Raw genomic sequence first — 25,027 nt, forward strand, 5'->3', positions numbered from 1 at the left:
TAATAAAAAAGGGGGATATAATATGAGCAAATCGGAAGATACAAATGAGGGATTACAAGAAAATTACCAACAAGAGCTTGCAAGTGATTTTTATAAAAAACTAAGTCATTATATGGATGAATTTGATAAGAGTCTTAATCAAGAGCAAGAAGTTGGAGTTAAGTTAGTAAATTTTGGCCAAACAGTACAATTTACAGTACATAGTATCGGTTATTTTAATCCAAAATTAATATGTTTTTATGGAGAAATGCCAGATGGGTCAGCTATTCAATTAATCCAACATGTTAATCAAATTAATTTTCTTCTGACAGCTGTACAACGTAAGAATCCCGAGGTTCCCAAACGTCCAATAGGATTTTGCTCAGAATTTTTTAGATATAAAGAAGGATATCCTGAGTATATGGGATTTACTCCTCGCAAGTAAGAGGGATTACTTATACTAGTATTTATTCTAAACTAAGTCGCTTTACACATACATTAACCTCTTTTACGACTAGTCCGGTCATTTGCTCCACCATCGATTTGATACGCCTTTGGGCTTGATATGTGATATCCCAAAGAGAATTACCATATTGTACAGTTATATCTAAGTATATGGAAATGCCTTTTTCTTTATCAGGGGAATATTTTATATTTATTTGACTGGTATTGGGTATTTCTGGAACAATTGTAGCTACGTGATCAACGATAGTCGCAATTGCTGCATCGGAAATAAGTAATTTGCCATAATAGCTAAAGGTTGGACGAACAATTGACTTTTCACCAATTTTGCGACGTCGTGTTTTAGGCTTCTTGAAGAATATATCTAAGGGGTCTATAAGATATCCTGAAAAATGGGGTTTTAATTCTATTGTTGGTACCGGAATGATATGTTTGCCTTCTTTTAATCTACTTTCACGAGCTTTAGCAATTTCTGCAGGCGTAGCGATATCCTCAATCATAATTACTTTACTAATCTTAGGTAATTCTAAAATATGAACAATTTTCTCAACCATATTGATCGAGGTTCCTAAAACTAAAATGCGTGTTGGCATTACATTTTTGATTGCCTTTCGTACTTCTTGCGCATGATCTTCTTCCATAAAAATTGCTCGCTTAACAGCCATTATTTTACTGGCTTCTTTTTTAGCAGAGTGACCAGCAATAATTTTACTATCCTTAATTAATAAGCCATCATCAATAATTGTATCAATATGATGTTCATGTGCGACAATTAATGCTCTATGACTTTTTCCAGTGCCACTTGGCCCCACTAGTGCGATGATGTCCATCGGGTAGCCTCCTATTATTTTATATATGGCGATAAGTATTCATAAATAAAAATAAACATCTTTTAAGATGTTGTCAAGTAAAGAAAAGTTTTTTATTCTTATTCTTTAGATCATAGTACAAAACTTATTAAAAGGTAAATTCTTATATTTATTTTAGCTAATTAAGTATAGTAAACTCCCCCTTTATTATTCATCTCGGGGGAGTTTGTAGTTATAGAACAAGTCAAAATGACTTTTGTAACCTTTTTACTAGCGATGCTGAAATCGTAAATACCCCCAGTTTTTCAGGAAATCTAGTGGGAATGGCATGGAAATCTGAACCGCCTGTTACTAGCAGTTGATGATCAGTCGCCATATTTAAATATTTTTTCACTTGAAATTCTGTATGTGTAGGATGGTATACTTCCAGTCCTAGAATGCCAGCAGCGATAAGATCCAAAACAATATTGTCATCTCCAATCAAACCGGGATGCGCTAAAACGGGAATACCACCGGCCCTTTTTATTAAATTGATGACTTGTAGTGGTGTCAGTTTATAATGAGGTACATAGGCTGGTCCATTTTTATCTAATAACTTCGTAAAAACATCAGAAACATTAGCAAAATAGCCTTTTTCTATTAGTGCCTTAGCAAGATGCGGCCTGCCGATAGAGGTAGCTTGCTGCGCTATTTCTAGTACACGTAAATAATCAATATTATAACCTAAATGGTTAAGCTTTTCTACCATTTGTTTTATACGGTTGCGACGATGGGTAACTAAAACTTCTAAATGGTTACGTAACTCAAAATTGTTTATATCAATCTGATAACCTAAGATGTGTACTTCATTTGTTGGTAAATCTGTACTAAACTCTATACCAGGAATAATACCAATGGTGGTAACTTTTGTATAATTTATTTCTATTAAACCATCAACGGTATCATGGTCTGTGATAGCAATATAGGAAAGGCCAGCCTCAATAGCTTGTTTAAGAATTTCTTGAGGTGAGAGATGTCCATCAGAAGCTGTTGTATGAATATGTAAATCAGCTGTCATGTTGGCTTATATTTAGAGCTAGTTGTATTAAGGTTCTTGTAGCTACGCCTGTAGCACCTTTAACTTTATAGCCCTCTTCTTTCTCAATATATGCAGTACCAGCAATATCTATATGGACCCAAGGAGTATTCTCAACGAATTCTTCAATAAATGATCCAGCAGTAATTGCTCCAGCCATACGTCCACCAGAATTTTTTAAATCAGCAATCGTACCTTTCAGTTGCTCTTTGTACTCAGGAAAGTTTGGTAATTCCCACATTTTTTCTCCTGCATCTTCTGCTGCATGTAGTACTTGTTGGCAAAGAGTACTATTATTAGTGATTAAGCCAGAAGCTACATTTCCCAGAGCAACAACACATGCACCTGTTAAGGTGGCAATATCAATGATTTGAGTGGCACCTAACTTGTTAGCATAAGTAATAGCATCTGCAAGAATAAGCCTTCCTTCGGCATCTGTAGTAATAATCTCGATGGTTTTACCACTCATTGAGTAAATCACATCACCAGGTTTAAAGGCATTTCCGTCAGGCATATTTTCGGTGCAAGGAATAAGCCCAATAATATTAATTTGGGGTTTAAGCTTTCCAATCGCTGCCATGGCACCTAATACTGCAGCCCCACCTGCCATATCACTTTTCATCTCACCCATATTTAAGCTTGGTTTAATAGAAATGCCACCACTATCGAAAGTGACACCTTTTCCTACGAACGCTGTGATTTGTTTACTAGTTCTATCTCCCATATATTTTATAACAATCATTTTAGGAGGCTGAACACTGCCTCGAGTGACCGCCAGTAAAGCGTGCATGTTTTCTTTTTCCATATCTTCTTTTTCTAGTACTGAAAATTCAACGTTACTTAGTTGGGCAATTTCTTGCGCACAAATAGCCATTTTAGTCGGCGTCATATACTGAGCTGGGTGATTAACTAAATCACGGGCTAGATTAACCTTTTCACTGATTATAGCAGCATTGTGGATACCCTTTTTCAGGAAAGACGCATTATTAGCATCATTCTCGATGAGGAATAAAGTTCGAATGTCTGCATTTTCAGGTTTATTTGTTTTATAGTAATTAAATTGATACATTCCTAAGATCACGCCCTCTAAAAGGGCTTGTGCAATCTTTTGAATATCATTCTTTTCCGTAACTAAATCACAGGGAATCATGGCAATAGATATAGAATGTATCTTCTTTATTACACGCGCAACAATCCCGGATAGCGCTCTTATTTTATCAATACTTAAACTTTCCTTTTCTCCCATACCAAGTAGCACAACATGTTTAGCGTTAAGTATTCCAAAGGTATGAATAATAGTAGTTTCGCCATACTTACTACAATCAGAGTTCTCTGATATAATGTTGCTTATGTGACCTGATAATGCGTTATCAATTAGCTTTGTATACTCATTTTGCTCTACAACGCCTTTAAATATGTGAATGATCAAAGTATCACATGAGATCTTAGTTATTGAGTTATTTGTTACTACTATTTCCATTGCAAACCTCCATGTTAAATTATTATATGTACATAATACTATTGTACCCCAAATAAAATAGCTAAAACCTGTTCTTTAGAACAGGTTTTAATTATTTATCGCGGTTGGACTATTAGTTTCATGGCGGTTCGTTCCTCACCATCAATTAAAATGTCAGTAAAGGCAGGGATGCAAATAAGGTCAACACCATGAGGTGCTACAAATCCTCTTGCAATTGCTACTGCTTTTACTGCCTGGTTAAGTGCGCCTGCGCCAATTGCTTGCATTTCGGCGCCGCCTCGTTCTCTTAGCACTCCAGCCAATGCACCTGCTACAGAATTCGGGTTAGATTTTGCTGATACTTTTAAGACTTCCATGTTTTTTAGTACCCTCCTTTTAGTTAGAAAGCAAATGATAAAGTCCTTATTATATCAGTATTCGTCGTGTACCCAAAAAATTCCTTTTTTTTATATTGAAGAAATAAATTTAAAATTTCAAATTTTCTTGTATTCGTGTAATCTCACTTACTTTATTTGAGATAGGATCAACTTTTATTATAATTGCACAAAAAATTGATTCATTACCAGTAGCAACAGTAAACCTAGTTGGCAGTCCTGTTAAAAACTTTTTTATTACAGGTTCTTTATCTACCCCTAATACTGAGTTTAAAGTTCCTACCATGCCAATGTCAGAGATATAAGCAGTACCTTGTGGTAGAACACGTTCATCTGCAGTTTGAATATGTGTGTGGGTTCCTGCAATACATGACACCTGCCCATCTAAATACCAGCCCAACGATAATTTTTCCGAAGTAGCTTCCGCATGAAAATCTACAATAATAACTTCACAGGTATCTTTAATTTCGCATAAAATTTCACTGGCAGTACGAAATGGACAATCTACTGGGGGCATAAATACGCGACCTAGGAGATTAATAATAGCGACGTTCCGTCCCTGAACAGATAATATGTGATAGCCTCTACCAGGTGTGCCAGGAGGATAGTTCGCTGGACGAATTAAATTCGATTCTAAATCAATAAAATCAAACACTTCTTTTTTATCCCAAACATGATTCCCTGTTGTAATGCTATCAATACCCATTGAAAAGAGTTCCTTTAATACATTCGCCGTAATCCCGACCCCACCAGCTGAATTTTCACCATTCGCTATGATTAAATCTAAATTATATTTTTCTTTTAATAGAGGAATAAAATGAGCAGCAGTACGCCTACCAGGTTGACCACAAATATCACCAATCATCATAATATTCACTTGTAATCCTCCAATTAAAACTATTTAATAGAAATGATATTATTTACTTGTTAAAGACTAAGACTCTGCCATCTTCTCGTATGCCAATTAATCGATTTTCATCATAATGTGTTTTTAAATTTGTCAGCATATCTTCAATTACTTCTTCTTGCAGTAGCAAATCTTCTTCTAGTAGAGAATCATTATAGTCGATAATTAAATCTTTAAACGTTTTTCTTAATAAAGCAATAAGTAAGGCAATTTCGTTTTTAGAGATAGTATGTACATCTCTAAATATACTTAGCATAGCAACTTTTTCAAAAACATCTAATTGTATATCAGCAGTTTTTAGTGGCAGACCTTCTAGTGTAGTATAAGCAATAATACTGCTTTTTAATAGCCGCTTGGCATTCGAAAAATCAAGTTGGGATGGTATTGCAGATAACATAAAAGTTAGCTTTAACCAATTATTTTGTGGATCAAAGCTAATAGTACCAATTTCAGGATAGCGAACAAGTATAGAGATTAATAAATTGACACCATCTGAGACTTCTTCGTTATTTTTTTTATATTTAGGCATAAAAATCACCGTCCAATAGTAATAATAGAATATTAATTAAATGTACATATTCTCTAAAGCCCATTTGAACTCCTCTTGGAAATATATGGAACAAATAGTAAAACGACCTTAAAGGTAAGGTCGTTTTACTATTTGTTATTTACTTAGCGTAGTCAACTGCACGAGTTTCACGAATTACAGTTACTTTTATTTGTCCAGGATACTCAAGATCATTTTCTATTTTCTTGACAATATCTCGAGACAGGCGAACCGAGGCTAAATCATCTATTTTATCAGGTTTAACCATTATACGAATTTCACGACCAGCTTGGATAGCAAAAGATTTTTCTACACCTTCAAAGGATTCTGCTATTTCTTCTAGTCTTGTAAGACGTTTTAGGTAACTTTCAAGACTTTCTCTACGAGCACCAGGACGTGCGGCTGATATTGCATCAGCAGCAGCAACTAAAACTGCCTGGACTGTAGTTGGCTCTTCATCACCGTGATGTGCACCGATCGCATTTACTACTTCAGGTGACTCACGATATTTTTTTGCTAAAGTCATACCCAATTCAACATGGGATCCTTCCATTTCATGATTGACAGCCTTACCAATATCATGTAAAAGTCCGGCTCGTTTAGCTAACATAACATCAACACCTAATTCTGCAGCCATAACACCTGCTAAGTGAGCGACTTCAATAGAGTGTTTAAGTACATTTTGTCCATAACTTGTACGGTATTTTAAGCGACCAAGAAGCTTAATAATTTCAGGGTGAAGTCCATGCACCCCAGTTTCGAAGGTTGCTTGTTCACCAGCTTCTTTGATTCTTTGTTCCACTTCTTTTTGGGCTTTTTCAACCATTTCCTCAATACGGGCTGGATGAATTCGTCCATCAGCAATTAATTTTTCTAAAGCAATTCTAGCTACTTCACGACGTATCGGGTCAAAGCCAGATAATATGACAGCTTCAGGAGTATCATCAATAATGAGGTCAATACCAGTTAATGTTTCTAATGTTCGAATATTACGTCCCTCACGTCCGATAATACGTCCCTTCATTTCGTCGTTAGGTAACGCTACGACAGAAACTGTAGTTTCTGCAACATGGTCTGCAGCACAACGCTGAATAGCTAAAGAAATGATATTACGTGCTTTTTTATCAGCATCTTCTTTTGCTTGTTGCTCTAATTCTTTAATCATCATAGCAGTTTCATGTTTAATTTCTTCTCGAGCATTAGCTAATAGTAAATTGCGAGCTTCTTCAGATGTTAATCCTGATAATCTTTCTAATTCAGCAAGTTGTTTGGCATATAAAGTATTAATTATTTCTTGACTTTTATCTAATTCAGCCTCTTTATGGCTGATAATTTCCTCCTTTTTTTCAAGGGAGTCAACTTTCCGGTCAAGATTTTCCTCTTTTTGCATTAAGCGTCGTTCTAAACGTTGAAGTTCTGAACGTCGTTCTTTAGTTTCCCGCTCTAATTCACTCCTAAGTTTGTGAATCTCTTCTTTAGCTTCTACCAGTGCTTCTTTTTTCTTAACTTCACTTGAGCGTTCTGCTTCTACGATTATCTTTTTAGCAGCCTCTTCGGCTGAGATTATTTTTGCTTCAGCAGTTTTTTTGCGTATCCAGTAGCCTATGCCGAAGCCCAAGATAGCAACAAGTACCGTTGTTAAAATAAATTCAAATATAATCTTACACCTCCTTTTATTCAAATAATATTAAGGGTAAGCTGGCAAATTTACACAGCTCTTAAAAGCATTTCACAATTACTCCCCTACAGTAATTGGTTTTATTGGATAAGTATTACAATTGCATATGCAATTGATTAATTCAATTGTAAATGTTTTTCAAAGTAGTGTCAAGTTATCCCTTATGTCTCTTGCTGAGATTAAACAAAAATGCAAAAAAACTGCGTAAAAAGCTTGTATTTAAAGAAATTTGAATAAAAATAAAAAATGATTTGGCACAAGCCAAATCATTTTATGTTTATTAGAAATTATTTTCAGATTGATAAAGATGTTGTATAACTTTACTGATACTACTTGATGAAAATCCTTTAGTAGCTAAATATCGATAAATCTTTTCTTTAGTAGTAGCATCCATAATTTTAAATCGAATATTTACTATTTTAAGGGCAGACTGCCATTCTTCTTTATCACAAGCACAAATTATATTGTGTATAATAGCATCTGGTATTCCACGTTGCTTCATCTTAAAGGTAATCTGTTTTAAACTATACTTGCCAGCTTGCATGTATTTATTAAATAAATTTTTCGCCAATTCATCATCATTTATATACCCATATTCTCGTAAGCGCTGTATGACATTTTCAATAGAATCATAACTATAATCTTTATAATGTAACTTTTGTTGCAATTCGTATTCGCTATGAGGACGACGGGCGATAAGATGCAATGAAGCTTGCCAAACATCTTTCTGACTAGTCAATTGAGACATCATCTAATAAATCAGCAACGGGAACTTTACTTTTTTCAACTAATAATAATTCTCGAATCTTTTTATCAATTTCACTAGCTATATCAGGATTTTGTTTGAAGAATTCTTTAACATTTTCACGTCCTTGACCAAGACGAGTATCGTTATATGAATACCATGCTCCACTTTTATTGATTACATCAAAAAGGGTACCAATATCAACTAAACATCCTTCATGGGAAATTCCCTCGCCATACATAATATCAAATTCCGCTTGTTTAAATGGTGGGGCAACCTTATTTTTAACTACTTTAATTTTAGTACGATTACCAATGATATCATTTCCTTGTTTAAGACTTTCGGCTCTTCTTACTTCTAATCTTATTGTGGAATAAAATTTTAAAGCTCGTCCACCTGTAGTCGTTTCAGGATTACCAAACATAACTCCAACTTTTTCACGAATTTGATTAATAAAAACAACAATTGTTCGAGACTTGCTGATAATACCCGTTAATTTACGCAATGCTTGGGACATAAGTCTCGCATGTAAGCCCACATGAGAATCACCCATTTCACCATCAATTTCAGCTTTAGGTACCAATGCTGCAACTGAATCTATGATGATCATGTCAATTGCATTGCTTCTTACTAGAGCCTCACATATTTCTAAAGCTTGTTCACCGTTATCTGGTTGGGAGATAAGCAAATTATCAATATCAACACCAAGATTTTTAGCATAAACAGGATCTAGGGCATGTTCGGCATCAATAAAAGCTGCAAGTCCTCCAGATTTTTGAGTCTCTGCAATCATATGTAGAGCTACCGTCGTTTTACCTGATGATTCAGGTCCATATACTTCTATCATTCTACCTCTGGGGACACCGCCAATGCCAAGAGCAATGTCAAGTGGTAATGCACCAGTTGGAATTACTTCTACATTCATTCTAGCAGCGGCCTCACCTAGCTTCATAATAGAACCTTTACCAAAATCTTTTTCGATTTTTCGTACAGCACTTTCTAAAGCTTGTAGTTTATCTGATGATGTTGATTTTTCCATGAATTTATCATCCCCCTTGTTACTTTCATTGTACAAACATTTGTTCGTATTGTCAATAGTCATAAATGTACTATTTATTCAATTCGACGAAAGAAGAATATAGGCGCTAATGGGAAATATAAGTAAATAAGAAGAGGACATAAAGTCCTCTTCTTATTAGAATCAAAAGCATTCTTTGGAAACGATTCTTTATAGGAGTCGCCACTATCTGCTTTTCGCAGGTTCAACGTTAATTTTATATCCTTTAATAGAACTCTTATGCAATACAGCGATAACACGCTCGGCAATATCCATAGGAACCTCTACAAAAGTAAATTTTTCATAGATATTGATTACGCCAATATTGCTTCCAGGGATATCGGCTCCTTCGGCTATGGTGCGAACAATATCTTCAGGGCGTATTTTCTGAGCTCTGCCGGCATTAATAAATAAGCGAACCATGCCTGCTTCAGCACCTGTATTAGTGAAATCAGGTTTGTCTTCTTCAACAGCAAATTTTTCTTTAAAACCTTCTTGTGCCAGCTTTAAAGCGGCTGCTGCGATTTCTATCGGGTCATAATCAGCTGCTAAATCTACGATAATGTCTTGATAGACTTCAAATTTACCTTGCTCAATCATTTGTACTAAGCGATTTTTGATAATTTCTCTTTGACGATCTAAAATGTCGGCAGCAGATGGGAGTTGCTTACGTACGATGCGGGATTTAGTTAGTTTTTCAATAAGTTTAAGTTGACGATATTCACGAGGATTAATAAAAGTAATCGCCACGCCTTTTTTACCCGCACGGCCTGTACGTCCAATACGATGTACATAAGCTTCATTATCTTGAGGAATGTCATAATTGAAGACATGAGTGATATCATCAATATCAATACCTCGAGCAGCAACATCCGTAGCGATCAGTAATTCAAGCTTACCATCACGGAATTTTTTCATAACTCTATCACGTTGTGCTTGGCTTAAATCACCGTGTAAGCCATCAGCCATGTAACCTCGTCCTTGCAATGAAACTACCAAATCATCTACGCCTCTTTTAGTACGACAGAAGATTATCGATTTTCCAGTTGTTTCAACATCAAGAACTCTACATAATGCTTCGAGTTTCTCACGAGTTTCATAATACACTTGATCAATAAGAGGAACAGTAAGTTGTTCTCTACTAATTGAAATGGTTTTAGGATTATTCATATATTTCTTAGCTAAATTAGCAATTGGTCCTGGCATAGTAGCAGAAAATAGAAGTGTTTGTCTTCCTTCAACAGGAAGTTGTTGCATAATTGTCTCAATATCTTCCACAAAACCCATATCAAGCATTTCATCTGCTTCATCTAGGATTAATGTTCTTACAGCATCAAGTTTGATTGTTTTGCGACGAATATGATCTAAAAGCCTGCCCGGAGTACCAATTACCACTTGAACTCCTAAACGTAGAGCTTTAATTTGTCTATCAATAGGTTGTCCACCATAAATAGGTAAAGTTCTAATTCTTTTAAATTTGCCTATTTTTGCCAATTCCTCAGATACTTGAATAGCAAGTTCGCGGGTTGGAGTAAGTACTAGTACTTGAATTTGGCGATTGTCTGTAATACGCTCTATTGCAGGTATACCAAAGGCAGCTGTTTTACCAGTACCTGTTTGTGCTTGCCCAATAACGTCGTGGCCTTCAAGTACAAGTGGAATTGTTTGGTTTTGAATAGGTGATGGTTCTTCAAAACCCATCTCAGCGATCGCTGAAAGTAGTTTTTTGCTTAATGGAATATTACCAAATAATTGAGTTTCGTTCAATGTGTATTGCCCCCTAATTTTTTTAAAAATATTATATTATAACGATAATGTATACTCTCTTAGCATATGTAAAGCGGCTTGTGATATACGATATTTAATATCAGTACGCTGACCATTAAATGTATGATGTTGGCATTGTATACCAGCCGGGCCATCAATTGCAATAAATACCGTACCAACAGGTTTTGTTGGAGTAGCGCCAGTTGGGCCAGCTATGCCGGTAATCCCTATTCCAATACTAGCAGCAAATTTTCGACGAATACCAGTAGCCATAAGGCAAGCAGTTTCTTGACTTACAGCTCCATGCTCAGCGAGGATTTGCGGAGTTACATCAATAAAATCAGTTTTAATTCTATTGGTATAACAAACTATAGAACCCACGAGGTAATCTGAACTACCAGAAATGTCGGTAATGCGACTGGTAACCAGACCTCCCGTACATGATTCGGCTAATGCAACAGTAAACTTCTTTTCAGTTAAAGTTTTCCCAATATTTGCTTCGATAGTATCATTATCCAGACCCCAAATGTAATTGGCAATTTTATGCCGGATTTTTCTCTCCAGTTCATCGATTAATTCTGTGGCTTCAATGCTTGCACTACCTTTTGCAGTAAGTCGAATAATAATTTCACCCGGTCTTGCAAGCAATGCAATAGTTGGATTGGACTGAGAGATAACTAAATCTTTGATTTTCTCTTCTAAAGAGGATTCGCCGATACCATAAGTATGTAATACCCTAGAGACAATGGCTCCCTGCAATCCAAATTTGGTTTTTAGGTAAGGAATCACTGCATGTTCATACATCCACTCCAATTCGTGAGGAGGTCCAGGTAAATGAATAATTATCTTATTATCATGTTCTAGAATCACACCTGGAGCGGTGCCACGCTCATTCTTTATTACATAAGCACCTTCTGGTATCATTGCCTGTCGTAAATTGTTTTCTGGCATAGGGAGTTGACGTTTGGCAAAAAGATATGCCATATGAGTTACACTCTCTTCGTGTAAAAATAAAGGGCGATTTAATAACTGTGCAGTTACTTCTTTTGTGATGTCACCTTGTGTGGGCCCCAATCCACCTGATGTAATTATTATATCTGATCTGCTTAATGCATTACTTAATACTTCTGTCATTCGTGTTTTATTATCACCAACTGTTGAATGATATAAAACGTCAAAACCTAATTCATTTAGCTTCTGAGATAAAAAAGGTGTATTGGTATTGTTGATTTGACCCAAAAGTAGTTCTGTTCCAGTAGCCACTATTTCTACGATCATGTAAAATCACTCCCCCATAATTGGGCAATTATATAAATAAAACATATAGCTGCTAAACTGTTAAACAGTAGCGAGCTTATAAAATTTTACAAATAGCTCTATAATTTTTCAGCAACTACATCATATGTAAATCCTTGGACGATTTTCACTTTTATAACATCTCCAGGTCTACAATTAGTTGCCTTTTCAACGTATATCTGTCCGTCGACATCTGGTGCTTCACGGTATGAACGCCCAGAAACAACAATCTCTGGTTCAGTGTTGACTTGTTCAATTAATACATCTAAGACTGTTCCTTCAAGCTCTTGATTAAGTTGTTCAGATATTTGGCACTGTAATGTCATAAGGTTATGATAACGTTCTTGTTTAACCTCATCGGATACCTGATTTGGAAGATTAGCAGCTATTGTATCTTCCTCTTGCGAATAGGTAAATACCCCAACTCTATCAAATTTCTGAGCCATTACAAATTGTCGAAGATCTTCAAAGTGAGCTTCTGTTTCTCCAGGGAAACCAACAATAAAAGATGTTCTAACTGTAATGCCAGGAATTTTGGAGCGTAAAGTATTTAATAGATTTTCAATATCTTTTCGACTATCTTGCCGCAGCATTGATTTCAAAATAGTATCATTTGCATGTTGTAGAGGTAAATCGATGTATTTGCAAATTTTAGATTCTGTCGCAATAAGTTCAATAAGTTCATTAGAAAAATGCTTCGGATAGCAATAAAGCAAGCGAATCCACATAAGCCCATCAATTTTAACCAGTTCTTTTAAAAGGTCTGTTAATTTAGCTGCACCATACAAGTCACGACCATAACTAGTAGTATCTTGTGCAATTAAATTAACTTCTTTCACACCGTTCGCAACAAGATTTTTAACTTCTGTAACGATCGATTCCATCTTTCGACTACGGAAAGAGCCTCTTACTTTTGGAATTACACAATAAGAACAACAGTTACTACATCCTTCGGCAACTTTAACATAAGCACTATAAAAAGGTGTAGTGTTAATGCGTGGCATAGTTTCATCATAAAGAGTATTGGTTTCTCCAACTAATAATACACGTTTTTTATTATTCATTGTGCTATTAATTGCTTCCATAATGCGATGCCAATCCCCTGTGCCAACAATGGCATCAACTTCTGGCAATTCATCCAATAAGTCTTGCTGGTATCGCTGTCCAAGGCAACCAGCTACAATTAGGCATTTACAATTACCTTGTTTTTTATATTCAGCCATTTGAAGAATTGTCGTTATCGATTCTTCTTTGGCTGACTCTATAAAACTACATGTATTAATAATGAGAATATCCGCTTCTTGGGGGTTATCGGTTAGTTTAATTTGATTGGCGGCTAATAGTCCTAACATGACTTCTGTGTCTACAAGATTTTTAGCGCAACCCAGGCTTATAAACCCGGCTTTTAACATTAAGTGTTCCTCCTAGTATAGATAATATTTTTACTTTGAAGCTAGCCGTACTGTTTTTATCCATTTATCAAGTAATTGGCTTTTCTGCTCAAATGAAAAATTTTCTTTCTTGTCCCAAAGTTTAATATTTTTAGTATCATAGTATTTATAGATAAGCGTTTCTGGATTTGTAGGAACATAATAAAAATTATTGGTATACAAAGTACTTTGGGCAATATCTTGTAGTAACCAATCAATAAATTCCTTCGACTCCGATTCATTGTGCGTGCCAGCAATTAAAGCTGCACCCGTTAAAATAAAAGAAGTTCCATCTTCAGGATATAACAATGCAATAGGAAACTTATCATTCATATAATGTATTGTTTCGTTTTGCGTGGCAATAGCTATGTCGACCTCTCCCATCCCTGCCATTCGTATAGGGGTAGTTAGAAATTTAGCATACTGTACAATCTGAGGATGTAATTTTTTTAAATAGGCGAATGTTTGTGTTTCACCATTTGCAGATAATAGTGTATAAAATAAATTTGCGGAAGCCTCTGCTGCTAAAAAATCCGTGATACCTATGCGGCATTTATTGTCTAAAGTAAGGTCATTCCATTTAGTTGGTGATTTAGGAAGACTCTTTAAGTAGTCCTGATTAACAGCAAATACGATAGGATCATACCAAAGACCTGTCCAATAATTGTTTGCATCTTTAAATCGATCAGGTATTATATCTATTTGTTCAGAAGTGTATGGCGCTATTGTATTAATTTTTTGTGCTTGTTCTAATAATGAACGGTTAGCAATAATAACGTCAGCATGAGGTGTAGCTTTTTCTACTTGAATCCTTGTTAACAAATCCTGCTCGGAAAGCGGTATAAGATTAATGCGCACGTTCTTAGATTTTTCATACTCTTGCGCTAAGAGTGAGAGCTGCTCAATAGGTAATGTTGTATAAACATTAATACTTTTCATGTTTTTTTCAGGATTTTGTTTATCAGCATAGCCCTGTAAGGAAGTACTGCCAGCAATTACAATGACAAGTACAAAGAACGCGATTAATAGAATTGGCAGATAACGACGCATATGCTACCTCCAGTACAAATTAGACCAATAATACTATACCTCTTATTGGTCCTCTATGCAAGTCAATTTTCTCTAAAGTACTAGAAAGGGCTTAGATTATACTAAGCCCCCCCCCTCTTTAGATGGAATTGTAGTATACGTACAATCGTAGTAGTGAATGTAGGCTCTGAGGGCTCAGAGGAATTAATCATTTAAAGCTTTCCTGTAGATAAATATAGATACAACATCTTAATGGTTCTTTTTAGGTTTAAAATGATTATGATATTATATTACTGTTATAGGTTCAGAGTGGTGAGTAATTATGGAATCTTGAGAATCAAGTAAACTTACTTGTAATTCATAAACGCCTTCATGAGTAAAGTCAATATCTTCTAAGAGAATATTATTAATTTGTCGATACGTATTATTCTCTAAGGAAAAGGGGCCATTCTCCCCACTCGCTACAACTCTTCCATCTGGTGCGAGTATTTCAATTTTTTCTTTATAACTTTTATGTGAATTATCATTTGCGCCCCGCCAAATTGTAAGAATTGTGAAGGGCTGAGAATATCCCATAGTATATTGACTAAATTCATTGTAGATTGTGTGCCGTCCATTTTCATCGGTAGTCATGCCTTCACATAATAATGCGGCTTGCAAATGAGGCTCAGCAAGATTCATTAATACTCTCCTCCTACTAGTTTTTATGTTAGTATGGTCTGAAAATTATGGAGTTATGTGAGGCATGTACCTAAAATAGTAGAATAATATATTGGACACGTGTGTATTACCTTAATTATCACCTGTTTGCGCTAATTAGCGACTTTTAGTATGTTTCTTTATATTCTTTTTACGTGATGTGGTTGTTTTTGACTGTTTACTACGTCCTATATCCTTTACTACCTTGCCACTTGTTGATGTGTGTGATTTGCAATTTGAATTATGTGGAGGACGAATTAGACACTTAGGTCCATGGCCAATGAGATCTTGGCGGTTGGCCTTTGTGAGCGCTTCATATACTAACATATAGTTTTTGGGATCGCGATATTGCATCAATGCTCGCTGCATTTTCTTTTCATGAATGTCTTTAGCAACGTAGACTCTCTCATTAGTAAGAGGATTGGTACCTGTATAGTAGATGCAAGTAGATAAGCTCCCTGGAGTGGGAATAAAATCTTGCACTTGTTCTGGCCTGTAATTCAAATCTCGGATAAATTCAGCTAATTCAATAGCTTCCTTAAGACCAGATCCGGGATGGCTTGACATAAAATAAGGAACAAGATATTGTTCTTTGCCGATTAAGTCATTGACACGCTTATAAGCTTTCATAAACTTTAAATATACGCCTTTACTGGACTTACCCATTAAATTAGTCACTTTTTGCGAAATATGTTCTGGAGCAACTTTGAGTTGTCCACTAATATGATGCTCACATAATTCACGTAAGAATTCCTCATTATTTGGGTCCGCCATTAGATAATCGTAGCGTAATCCTGAACGAATGAAAACCTTTTTTACACCTGGCAAGGCGCGCAACGTACGTAATAATGTTAGATAATCTGTATGATTCGTTTCTAATTCCTTACAGGGATTTGGCGCCAAACATTGTCGCCCCTTACAAGTGCCTCTCTCAGATTGATTTTGGCATGATTGTATACGAAAATTTGCGGTAGGACCACCAACATCATGGATATATCCTTTAAATCCAGGCATTGCGATGATTGTTTTAGCTTCATTTATAATCGACTCTTGGCTACGACTTTGGATAATACGTCCCTGATGTGAAACAATTGCACAAAAAGAACATCCGCCGAAACAACCGCGGTGGCTAACTAAACTAAATTGTACTTCTTGGATTGCTGGAACACCACCAGCTTTTTCATAGATAGGATGATAAGTTCGTTGATAAGGGAGATCATAGATTTCATCCATTTCTACAGTTGATAAAGGCAAAGCTGGTGCATTTTGTACTACAAAATATTCACCATGGTTTTGAACAATTGTTTTACCACGAATAGCGTCTTGTTCTTGGTACTGAACTTTAAACGCTTGGTTAAATGCTTCTTTATCCGTATTCACGGCATCGTAACTAGGCGTTTCAATATAATCCCATAAATGTTCAGTGGTATCAGATTTGTAGCAAGTGCCTTGTACGCTTCTTATATCTGATATATCTATACCTTGTTGCAACTGATCGGCAATTTCTTTTATTTGTTTTTCGCCCATGCCATATACCAAAATATCCGCCCGGCTATCAATTAAAATTGAACGGCGTACTGAATTAGACCAATAATCGTAATGAGCAAAACGTCTAAGGCTTGCTTCAATTCCGCCAATAATGATTGGGATGTTTTTCCACACCTCGCGAATGCGATTACAATAAACGATTGTAGCCCGATCGGGGCGGCAACCCGCCTTTCCACCAGGGGAATAATTATCAGTACTCCGATATTTTTTTGCAGCAGTAAATTTATTTAACATGGAGTCAAGGTTTCCTGCCGACACCAATACCCCTAAACGAGGCTTCCCCATCTTCTTAAAGTCTAACGTTGAGCGCCAGTCTGGTTGAGAGATAATGCCTACGCGATATCCGTATTTCTCTAGTAGCCGACACAAAATAGCAGGTCCAAAGCTAGGATGATCCACATACGCATCGCCACTAATAAATAAGAAATCCAATCGATCCCAGTCACGCTTGACCATATCTTCTTTGCAAATTGGTAGAAAATCGTTTTTCATAATTTTACTTCTCCTAAAACAATATAATCCATCGTGGTCGATTATAAATAATGGATACAATTGTTACATGTCTTTTTGTATTTTAAAAACTTATTTTACTAATGAATAGTAAAATAAGAAAAGACTTGGCTTTTGCCAAGTTCTTAGACGTAGGCAAAAGCCTTAGTCATTGCTTGAGAAGTAAAATAGGTAGTTCTCAAGCGTCAAATCCAATACTATTCAGCAAGGGAATTGACCTTATGTATAATGATGTGCTTTTCTATTTGCCATATGTTTTGACTAGGACTTCACCTTTAACTCCCAGTTTCCCCATAGTTTGTCCATTATATACTATATCAATCCCACCAGCATTCCCAACTTTTAACGCAATATTTTGTTCTGCTTCCCAGGTAAGGGTATCACCAGCTTGAGGAGTGCCTTCATAGATTATTTTATTATCAGCAGTTACTAAGGTCCAACATTGATCAGTATATTTTGCTGTAAGTGTAACGGGTTTTTTTAGAACTGTTGGTACTACAGGGGTTACAGATTGTTCTTTAGTTACTTGGTTTGGGATAGTTGGAGTGGATTGCGCTTGCTTTTCTATATTCGGTTCTTGTATTGATTTTGCACTACCTAAAAGCCACCAGGTTCCACCAATGGCACACAAGGCTAACAAACTAATTGTTATCCATTTTATTGGAATATTATTATTATTATTAACTGGCTTATCCGCGTCGACTTTGCTTACAGGGGATAAATTTTCGTCTGCCAGAGTACTAGGATTTTGATCTTTGCGATACAAATCCATTATTTCTTGGCTATTTAAACCTAAATAATTAGAATAATTGCGAATAAATCCTTTTAAATAAACCTCACCAGGAATAACACTATAATTATCTTCTTCAATTGCTGTTATATATAAAGTTCTTATACTGGTAGCAACTTCAATTTCTTTAACCGACAGCCCCTTTTTTTCTCTTTCACTACGCAGTATTTCGCCAACTGTTTGCACGAAAGTTACCTCCCTAAGTTTCTAAAATACTATACACTATTCTATAAATGTCTAATTGATAAACATGCATAATGAAAATAGTTTTTTTCTGAAAAACTATCTCATACTAACAATAGTTACATTCTAACATTTATAGAGAATTTTTTCAAAGTATCTTTTTAATTATCTACAATGATTTACCAAAAAAACATCAATTTTACATTAAAAGATATTAACCGCAATATTTTTCAACATTCTTCGTTGGAAATAGTCGAAAGTGATGAAAGAATACTCTATATTACATTGAAAAGAGAAAAGACTAAAAAAGACCGTCAAGTTGTAGGAGAAATTTTGACGGTCTTTGTGTATAGTTAAGTAATGAATAAGGCGTTATTCTAAAACTAGCCTATATGTTAATACACTTCCTGGCTGGATTTCTGGGCGTAAGTAATCTTGGGGATTAGTTGTTAATAATCGACTAACTTTGCATTGAGTTGGGCTAATTTTTTCAACTAGCATTTTCATATTATTGCACTCAATTTCTTCATAAACTGTTGGAGTACTTACATTATCTAAAACAATCTCTTCTGGTATTATACTCCATAAGGTCATTGTTTCAACCCCTTAGATTCTTTTTGTATTCTAATTAACTCATTTAATTTTGCCTGTGCCTGCGATAAGCCGCCTATTTCGTTAATTATTCCATAAGAGATAGCATCCTTGCCGATAACGGAAGTACCAATGTCTCGAGATAACTCTCCAGTCCTAAAGAGTAAGTCTTTCCATTTTCTTTCGGAAATACTAGAATGATCTACTACGAATTTATTGACTCTGTCTTGCATTTTCTCCAAGTAGTCAAAAGAGCTAGGTGCACCGATGACTAAACCTGTAAGCCGTATTGGGTGAATTGTCATTGTTGCACTTTCTACGATAAAAGAATATGTTGCAGATACGGCTATGGGAACTCCAATACTATGCCCTCCGCCAAGTACTATAGAAACTGATGGCTTAGACATACTAGAAATCATTTCTGCGATAGCCAAGCCTGCCTCCACATCACCACCAACTGTATTTAACAGCAACAATAGGCCTTCAATTTCAGGATTTTGTTCAATTGCTACTAATTGTGGCATTATATGTTCATACTTGGTTGTTTTATTTTGGGGTGGTAAAATCATATGACCTTCAACTTGACCAATAATTGTCATTACATGTATATTGGATTTAGCCGTAGGAATTGTCGTTGCACCTAACTCTTGGATGTTATCTACGGTATCAACCTTTCTAGCCGTTATATTTTTTTTAGGATATTCTTGCGGTATTCTAGGTTGTTCTGGGTTGGTTCCAGGTGGTTCTATAACCGGATTATCATTCTCTAGCATCATACTACCTCCAGTATCTTAGTTTAAATCCTTTATGTAGTATTAGCCAAGTATAAAGTTTCATACTCTGTGATAAGAAAAAAACTTGGCTTATGCCAAGTTTTTTTTATCTAACAGATCATTATTATACTTCCATAATAATCGGTAAAATCATCGGACGACGACGTGTCTTTTCATATAAGTATTTTCCTAAAGTATCGCGCACGCTTGATTTAATTGTGGCCCATTCAGTAATATTATTGGTTTCGCATTTATCTAAAGTTTGCCTTACTTTATTTTTTGCTTCATCCATTAATTGCTCTGATTCTCTAACATATACAAAACCACGAGATACAATATCTGGTCCAGCTACAACACATCCATTTTGCTTGTCCATAGTAATAACTACAATTAAGATACCTTCTTGCGAAAGTTGGCGGCGATCACGGAGTACAATATTACCAACATCACCAACTCCTAAACCATCAATTAAGACAATACCAGAGGCAACTTTTCCTGTAATACTCCCCTTATCAGGTGTAAATTCTAAGACCTGTCCATTTTCGGCAATAAAAATATGATCTTTTGGCATGCCAAGTTCTTGCGCCAATTTGGAATGTTTAACCAGATGGCGATACTCGCCATGTACTGGGATAAAAAACTTAGGACGAACCAAATTATGCATCATTTTGAGTTCTTCCTGGCTTGCATGTCCTGAAACATGAATACCTGATGTTTTTTCGTAAAGTACTTCTGCACCTTGGCGTAATAAATAATCAATTGTACGCGAAACTAATTTTTCATTTCCCGGGATAGGTGTAGCAGAAATAATAATTGTATCACTAGGAGTAATATCTACTTTACGATGATCAGACATGGCCATTCTAGTTAATGCTGACATCGGTTCACCTTGGCTACCTGTAGTTATAATGACAACGCCAGAAGGTGGATAGTTATTAATTTCATCAATATCAATTAAAACGCCCTCAGGGACAGTCAGATAACCTAAATCAGAAGAGATATTGACTACATTAATCATACTACGTCCGAGAACTGCAACTTTACGTTTGTATTTACAAGCGGTATCAATTGCTTGTTGCACACGGTGCACATTGGAAGAAAAGCTTGCTACAATGATTCGTCCCCTAGCATTATGAAACATTTCATCAAATGTCACACCTACCGATTTTTCACTCATTGTATAACCTGGATGCTCTGCATTTGTACTATCAGCGAGCATTACTAACACACCTTGATCACCCAACTCTGCAAGTTTATGGAAATCTGTTACTTTTCCATCTACAGGTGTTTGATCGAATTTAAAGTCGCCAGTATGTACGATAGTACCAATTGGTGTTTTAAGAGAAAGGGCTACCGCATCGGCAATACTATGACTAACCCTAATAAAACCGACTTTAAAAGGGCCTACTTCAATTTGATCACCAGCTTTAACAGGCATCAAATTAGTCGTTGGTACATTGTTCTCTTTTAATCTTCCTTCTAAAATTCCTAAGGTTAATTTTGTACCGTACACTGGAACATTGAGTTGTTTAAGTACATAAGGTAACGCACCAATATGATCCTCATGGCCATGTGTTAGTAAAATTGCCCGCACCAGATCACGATTTTCCAATAAATAAGATATGTCAGGAATTACCAAGTCAATACCGAGCATATCATCTTCAGGAAACATAAGACCAGAATCAATAACGATAATGTCATCTCCATAGCGGACAACTGTCATATTCTTACCAATTTCCCCTAAACCACCTAGGGGAATAATTTGAAGTTTTTGTTGTGTTTTTACCAAAAAGAATCGCACCTCCAGATATTTTCGTAAAGCAAGAAAAACAAACCATTATTTATAAATATCGCCCCTCGATAAATTGAGCTAAAATCCGGTCGTTCATCACTTAGTGTAATTATAGCTTATTTTTAAGTGTATTTGCAACATAGGAAGCTGTAATTGCGCTATTATATGTAGCATTGATAAAAAAACCTCATCCTTTAACTAGGATGAGGTTTTTAGAATCATATCAAATTCATTTTAGTTAAACAACTTTTTATCTGATCCAGTTCAGTTGAGGTAGGTGGGATTAGAGGTAATCTGAAACAACCAGCCTTTTGTCCAATTAAATTTACTGCTGTTTTAACCGGTATTGGATTTGTCGTAATAAACATCATTCGAAAGAAGGGTAAGAGTTCTGATTGTATAGCTTGCGCTTTAGCTAGGTCGTTATCTTTAAAAGCTGAAATCATATCTTGCATACGATTACCTACGATATGAGCAGCCACACTAATAATACCTACCCCACCAACCGCCAATATCGGTAACGTAAGGCTATCATCACCACTATATACCATAAAATCATTAGGCGTAGTCCGAACAATTTCAGCCACTTGTTCAAGATTTCCGCTTGCTTCTTTTACAGCAACAATATTTTTGATTTCCGATAATCTAGCAATTGTTCCAGGCAATATATTAGAGCTAGTACGACCAGGAACATTATAAATAATCAAAGGTAAATTAGTAGTATCAGCAATTGCTTTAAAATGTTGATAAAAGCCCTCTTGTGGAGGTTTATTATAATATGGACCTACTAGCATGGCACCATGTACACCGAGTTTTTCTGCAGCTTGTGTTAGTTTTATTGAAGCCATAGTATCATTAGATCCAGTACCCGCAATAACTGTAGCTTTATCGCCAACTGCTTCAAGTACAGTAGCAAATAACCTTAGCTTTTCTTCATTACTTAGGGTTGCTGATTCACCAGTGCTGCCTGCGACTACTAGACCATCTGAACCATTAGCAATTAAATATTTTGCAAGATTTGCAGCTGCATCATAATTAACACTGAAATCATCATGAAATGGGGTTACCATAGCTGTTAAAATCCGCCCAAAAGTATTCATTTGTTTTTCTTCTCCTTATTAACAGGATAAATTAAACTTCTCATGTAAGGCTGTAACGGCCAAATGTACAAAAGATTTTTTTATTAAAACTGAAATCGATGTATGTGAATCGACAGTCTGTAATATAGGAATATTATTAATAGATAACGCTTCTATAAAACTGGCCATAACACCTGGAACACCATTTATTCCGCCACCGACGACGGAAACTTTAGCACAGTCAAGGGTTGTTTGCACATCACAACCAAATTCGCGAAGTTGAGCTGCAGCCTTATCAGCAAGTTCTTCTGATACCGTAAACATAATTTGACCAGGATGAACGTTAATCAAATCAACACTGATTCCATTGTTTGCCATAGATTTAAATATATTAAAGCTTGCAATGTTATTCAAAGAATCATGCAAATTAACTTTAATTTGAGCGATATTAGCAAGATAGGTAACACCGGTAGCAACACGGTCATTGACATTTGACTCAGTGGTATCTTCTGGCACTATATTAGTTATCAGCGTACCAGGTTCATCTGAAAAGGTTGATTTTACAAGTAAGGGAATATTTTTTTGCATTGCAATTTCTACAGCCCTCGGATGAATGACTTTAGCTCCTTGATGTGCTAGCTGGCAAACCTCTCCATAGGAAATGCAGTCTAGTATTTTTGCAGTGCTGACAATTCGAGGATCCGCTGTCATTATACCATCTACATCAGTATAAATTTCAATCATTTCTGCATCGAGGGCTGATCCTAAAGCAGCTGCTGTAGTGTCACTCCCCCCTCTGCCCAAAGTAGTAAATTCATAATCAATGGTCGCACCTTGGAAGCCACATACGACAGGAATTTTACCCATTCGTAATAAGCTTAGTATTCGGGATGGATCTACTTTCAAAATTCTAGCATTGGTAAAATTATTATCGGTTATAATGCCGGCTTGCCCACCTGTAAGCATAATCGCATCAAGTCCTGCAGCTTGTAGTGTTCCAGTCATAATAACAGCAGAAATCATCTCGCCACAATACAAAATTTGATCGAGTTCACGGCTTGCAATATCTTTATATGCAGTACGTGCCAGGTCAATCAATGTATCGGTAGCGTAACTTTCTCCTTTTCTTCCCATAGCCGAAACGACTACTACTGGATTAAAACCTTTATCATGGGCAGTTTTAATCTTTGCAACTACTAAATCTCTACATTCAGGAGTTGCAACAGAGGTACCACCAAATTTTTGAACTATTATCCCCATTATTTCACCTCAAAGTAAGTTATGTTCAATCATATACTCGGCGATTTGTAAGGCATTTAAAGCAGCGCCTTTACGTATTTGATCACCAACAACCCAAAGATTTAGACCATGTGGAACGGAATTATCTTTTCTAATTCGACCTACAAAAACTTCATTTTGATTGGAAGTAAACAAAGGCATTGGGTATACCATTTCTGCCGGATTATCTTGCAAAATAACTCCTGGGAAATTTGCTAAGAGTTCTTTAGCCTGATCGACTGAGATTGTTTCTTCAAACTCAACATTAATTGACTCTGAATGGCTACGATAAATAGGAACCCTTACAGTAGTTGCTGTAATACCTATCTTATAATCATTAAATATTTTATGCGTTTCATGAACCATCTTCATTTCTTCTTTTGTATAATTATCTTCTACAAATACATCAATATGTGGAATGATATTAAAAGCAATTTGATAATGCTTAGGTAAGCTAGCACTAGGAAGAATATTAGCTTCCACAGGGCGATTTTCAACAACAGCTTGCACTTGATTTGACAACTCATCAATTGCTTCTTTACCTGCTCCAGATACTGCTTGATAAGTGGAAACGACAATTCTTTTAATTTTTGCTTGATCATAAAGGGGCTTTAGGGCCATGGCCATAATAATGGTAGAACAATTAGGATTTGCAATAATCCCTTTATGCTGTCGTATAGCTTCTGGATTAACTTCTGGCACAACCAATGGCACAGTAGGATCCATCCGAAAAGCACTAGAATTATCAATCACTACTGCTCCACATTTTACTGCGGCAGGGGCAAATTTTGTACTAGCAGAACCACCGGCAAATAAGGCAATATCAATATTTTTAAAAGAGTCATCAGTAGCTTCTTCTACGATATAATCTTTTCCCATGAAAGGAATGATTTTTCCAGCGGAACGTTTTGATGCAAGTAATTTTAGATTATCAAAAGGAAAATTACGTTCTTCAATTAAATCTAGGAACTCTTGCCCTACTGCTCCAGTAGCTCCAAGTATCGCTACATTATATTTCTTCATACATATCGCTCCCCATTATTTTTTCTCGTAATATTATATATTCTTATTATATTCATTTTATTTACTATAGTTATTGCTTATGATGCCTGATTTAATGCAAAAGATGCTATGCTGTAAGTTTATGAT

General features: G+C 35.9%; 23 protein-coding genes. 1 reads left to right on the forward strand and 22 read right to left on the reverse strand.

The features are described 5' to 3' along the window. Positions 1-22 precede the first annotated feature (22 nt). Entirely contained in the window at positions 23-424 is a 402-nt protein-coding gene (locus QSJ81_RS10770; protein ID WP_285717400.1) for a DUF6173 family protein, read from the forward strand. Positions 425-446: 22 nt separating this feature from the next. Here the strand turns inward: QSJ81_RS10770 and QSJ81_RS10775 are convergent, their stop codons facing one another. The 22 genes from QSJ81_RS10775 to QSJ81_RS10880 form a co-directional block, all read right to left on the reverse strand. Beyond that, on the reverse strand, positions 447-1,271 hold the full coding sequence (locus QSJ81_RS10775; protein ID WP_285717401.1) for an Asp23/Gls24 family envelope stress response protein: 825 nt from the start codon (positions 1,269-1,271) through the stop codon (positions 447-449). A 223-nt stretch (positions 1,272-1,494) separates the two neighbouring features. Then, positions 1,495-2,307, reverse strand: a complete 813-nt coding sequence (locus tag QSJ81_RS10780; protein WP_285717402.1) for a PHP domain-containing protein — start codon at positions 2,305-2,307, stop codon at positions 1,495-1,497. Then, positions 2,297-3,805, reverse strand: a complete 1,509-nt coding sequence (locus QSJ81_RS10785) for a leucyl aminopeptidase (RefSeq protein WP_285717403.1) — start codon at positions 3,803-3,805, stop codon at positions 2,297-2,299. Before QSJ81_RS10785 ends, QSJ81_RS10780 begins: the two co-directional genes overlap by 11 nt. A gap of 95 nt (positions 3,806-3,900) precedes the next feature. Continuing rightward, positions 3,901-4,161, reverse strand: coding sequence for a stage V sporulation protein S (locus QSJ81_RS10790; RefSeq protein ID WP_007934279.1), 261 nt, complete (start codon positions 4,159-4,161; stop codon positions 3,901-3,903). Between the two features lie 109 nt (positions 4,162-4,270). Next, positions 4,271-5,056 carry a TIGR00282 family metallophosphoesterase gene (locus tag QSJ81_RS10795; protein ID WP_285717404.1) on the reverse strand — a complete coding sequence of 262 codons (786 nt, stop codon included), beginning with the start codon at positions 5,054-5,056 and terminating at the stop codon, positions 4,271-4,273. Positions 5,057-5,099: 43 nt separating this feature from the next. Next, positions 5,100-5,615, reverse strand: coding sequence for a hypothetical protein (locus QSJ81_RS10800; protein WP_285717405.1), 516 nt, complete (start codon positions 5,613-5,615; stop codon positions 5,100-5,102). A 139-nt stretch (positions 5,616-5,754) separates the two neighbouring features. Continuing rightward, complete coding sequence (gene rny / locus QSJ81_RS10805) at positions 5,755-7,293, reverse strand: ribonuclease Y (protein ID WP_084159812.1); 1,539 nt, start codon at positions 7,291-7,293, stop codon at positions 5,755-5,757. Between the two features lie 298 nt (positions 7,294-7,591). Further along, positions 7,592-8,059, reverse strand: coding sequence for a regulatory protein RecX (locus QSJ81_RS10810; protein WP_285717763.1), 468 nt, complete (start codon positions 8,057-8,059; stop codon positions 7,592-7,594). Continuing rightward, positions 8,043-9,095 carry a recombinase RecA gene (gene recA, locus QSJ81_RS10815; RefSeq protein WP_038670725.1) on the reverse strand — a complete coding sequence of 351 codons (1,053 nt, stop codon included), beginning with the start codon at positions 9,093-9,095 and terminating at the stop codon, positions 8,043-8,045. The genes QSJ81_RS10810 and recA overlap by 17 nt, the downstream gene beginning before the upstream one ends. Before the next feature lie 204 nt (positions 9,096-9,299). After that, a complete protein-coding gene (locus QSJ81_RS10820) occupies positions 9,300-10,880 on the reverse strand; it encodes a DEAD/DEAH box helicase (RefSeq protein WP_285717406.1) in 1,581 nt (526 codons plus the stop codon). A gap of 36 nt (positions 10,881-10,916) precedes the next feature. Then, a complete protein-coding gene (locus QSJ81_RS10825) occupies positions 10,917-12,158 on the reverse strand; it encodes a competence/damage-inducible protein A (RefSeq protein ID WP_285717407.1) in 1,242 nt (413 codons plus the stop codon). A gap of 98 nt (positions 12,159-12,256) precedes the next feature. Next, positions 12,257-13,588, reverse strand: a complete 1,332-nt coding sequence (gene rimO / locus QSJ81_RS10830) for a 30S ribosomal protein S12 methylthiotransferase RimO (RefSeq protein ID WP_285717408.1) — start codon at positions 13,586-13,588, stop codon at positions 12,257-12,259. A 30-nt stretch (positions 13,589-13,618) separates the two neighbouring features. Continuing rightward, a complete protein-coding gene (locus QSJ81_RS10835) occupies positions 13,619-14,656 on the reverse strand; it encodes an extracellular solute-binding protein (protein WP_285717409.1) in 1,038 nt (345 codons plus the stop codon). A gap of 264 nt (positions 14,657-14,920) precedes the next feature. Next, on the reverse strand, positions 14,921-15,316 hold the full coding sequence (locus QSJ81_RS10840) for a DUF6941 family protein (protein ID WP_285717410.1): 396 nt from the start codon (positions 15,314-15,316) through the stop codon (positions 14,921-14,923). Between the two features lie 135 nt (positions 15,317-15,451). Beyond that, positions 15,452-17,374 carry a YgiQ family radical SAM protein gene (locus tag QSJ81_RS10845; protein WP_285717411.1) on the reverse strand — a complete coding sequence of 641 codons (1,923 nt, stop codon included), beginning with the start codon at positions 17,372-17,374 and terminating at the stop codon, positions 15,452-15,454. Positions 17,375-17,633: 259 nt separating this feature from the next. Beyond that, positions 17,634-18,368 (reverse strand): helix-turn-helix domain-containing protein, encoded by a 735-nt coding sequence (locus tag QSJ81_RS10850; protein WP_285717412.1) that lies wholly within the window; start codon positions 18,366-18,368, stop codon positions 17,634-17,636. A 369-nt stretch (positions 18,369-18,737) separates the two neighbouring features. Further along, the gene (locus tag QSJ81_RS10855; RefSeq protein ID WP_285717413.1) at positions 18,738-18,959 is read right to left on the reverse strand and encodes a YlzJ-like family protein; all 222 of its coding nucleotides are present in this window, start codon (positions 18,957-18,959) and stop codon (positions 18,738-18,740) included. Beyond that, positions 18,956-19,732 (reverse strand): ClpP family protease, encoded by a 777-nt coding sequence (locus QSJ81_RS10860; RefSeq protein WP_285717414.1) that lies wholly within the window; start codon positions 19,730-19,732, stop codon positions 18,956-18,958. The genes QSJ81_RS10855 and QSJ81_RS10860 overlap by 4 nt, the downstream gene beginning before the upstream one ends. Positions 19,733-19,853: 121 nt before the next feature. Further along, complete coding sequence (locus QSJ81_RS10865; RefSeq protein ID WP_285717415.1) at positions 19,854-21,518, reverse strand: ribonuclease J; 1,665 nt, start codon at positions 21,516-21,518, stop codon at positions 19,854-19,856. 221 nt (positions 21,519-21,739) lie between these two features. Then, positions 21,740-22,621, reverse strand: coding sequence for a 4-hydroxy-tetrahydrodipicolinate synthase (gene dapA, locus QSJ81_RS10870; protein ID WP_285717416.1), 882 nt, complete (start codon positions 22,619-22,621; stop codon positions 21,740-21,742). 18 nt (positions 22,622-22,639) lie between these two features. Further along, positions 22,640-23,860, reverse strand: a complete 1,221-nt coding sequence (gene dapG / locus QSJ81_RS10875) for an aspartate kinase (RefSeq protein ID WP_285717417.1) — start codon at positions 23,858-23,860, stop codon at positions 22,640-22,642. Positions 23,861-23,869: 9 nt separating this feature from the next. Next, a complete protein-coding gene (locus QSJ81_RS10880; protein WP_285717418.1) occupies positions 23,870-24,901 on the reverse strand; it encodes an aspartate-semialdehyde dehydrogenase in 1,032 nt (343 codons plus the stop codon). Positions 24,902-25,027 lie beyond the last annotated feature (126 nt).

Source organism: Pelosinus sp. IPA-1 (genome assembly GCF_030269905.1).
Classification (GTDB): domain Bacteria; phylum Bacillota; class Negativicutes; order DSM-13327; family DSM-13327; genus Pelosinus.

Coding starts and splice junctions, on each gene's coding strand:
- QSJ81_RS10775 (WP_285717401.1), bottom strand. CDS start 1,271: ATGGACATCATCGCACTAGTGGGGCCAAGTGGCACTGGAAAAAGTCAT.
- recA (WP_038670725.1), bottom strand. CDS start 9,095: ATGGAAAAATCAACATCATCAGATAAACTACAAGCTTTAGAAAGTGCT.
- QSJ81_RS10835 (WP_285717409.1), bottom strand. CDS start 14,656: ATGCGTCGTTATCTGCCAATTCTATTAATCGCGTTCTTTGTACTTGTC.
- QSJ81_RS10860 (WP_285717414.1), bottom strand. CDS start 19,732: ATGATGCTAGAGAATGATAATCCGGTTATAGAACCACCTGGAACCAAC.
- dapG (WP_285717417.1), bottom strand. CDS start 23,860: ATGGGGATAATAGTTCAAAAATTTGGTGGTACCTCTGTTGCAACTCCT.
- QSJ81_RS10880 (WP_285717418.1), bottom strand. CDS start 24,901: ATGAAGAAATATAATGTAGCGATACTTGGAGCTACTGGAGCAGTAGGG.
- QSJ81_RS10855 (WP_285717413.1), bottom strand. CDS start 18,959: ATGACCTTATGGAGTATAATACCAGAAGAGATTGTTTTAGATAATGTA.
- QSJ81_RS10845 (WP_285717411.1), bottom strand. CDS start 17,374: ATGAAAAACGATTTTCTACCAATTTGCAAAGAAGATATGGTCAAGCGT.
- QSJ81_RS10840 (WP_285717410.1), bottom strand. CDS start 15,316: ATGAATCTTGCTGAGCCTCATTTGCAAGCCGCATTATTATGTGAAGGC.
- QSJ81_RS10825 (WP_285717407.1), bottom strand. CDS start 12,158: ATGATCGTAGAAATAGTGGCTACTGGAACAGAACTACTTTTGGGTCAA.
- QSJ81_RS10785 (WP_285717403.1), bottom strand. CDS start 3,805: ATGGAAATAGTAGTAACAAATAACTCAATAACTAAGATCTCATGTGAT.
- QSJ81_RS10810 (WP_285717763.1), bottom strand. CDS start 8,059: ATGTCTCAATTGACTAGTCAGAAAGATGTTTGGCAAGCTTCATTGCAT.
- dapA (WP_285717416.1), bottom strand. CDS start 22,621: ATGAATACTTTTGGGCGGATTTTAACAGCTATGGTAACCCCATTTCAT.
- QSJ81_RS10770 (WP_285717400.1), top strand. CDS start 23: ATGAGCAAATCGGAAGATACAAATGAGGGATTACAAGAAAATTACCAA.
- QSJ81_RS10790 (WP_007934279.1), bottom strand. CDS start 4,161: ATGGAAGTCTTAAAAGTATCAGCAAAATCTAACCCGAATTCTGTAGCA.
- QSJ81_RS10800 (WP_285717405.1), bottom strand. CDS start 5,615: ATGCCTAAATATAAAAAAAATAACGAAGAAGTCTCAGATGGTGTCAAT.
- QSJ81_RS10780 (WP_285717402.1), bottom strand. CDS start 2,307: ATGACAGCTGATTTACATATTCATACAACAGCTTCTGATGGACATCTC.
- rimO (WP_285717408.1), bottom strand. CDS start 13,588: ATGTTAAAAGCCGGGTTTATAAGCCTGGGTTGCGCTAAAAATCTTGTA.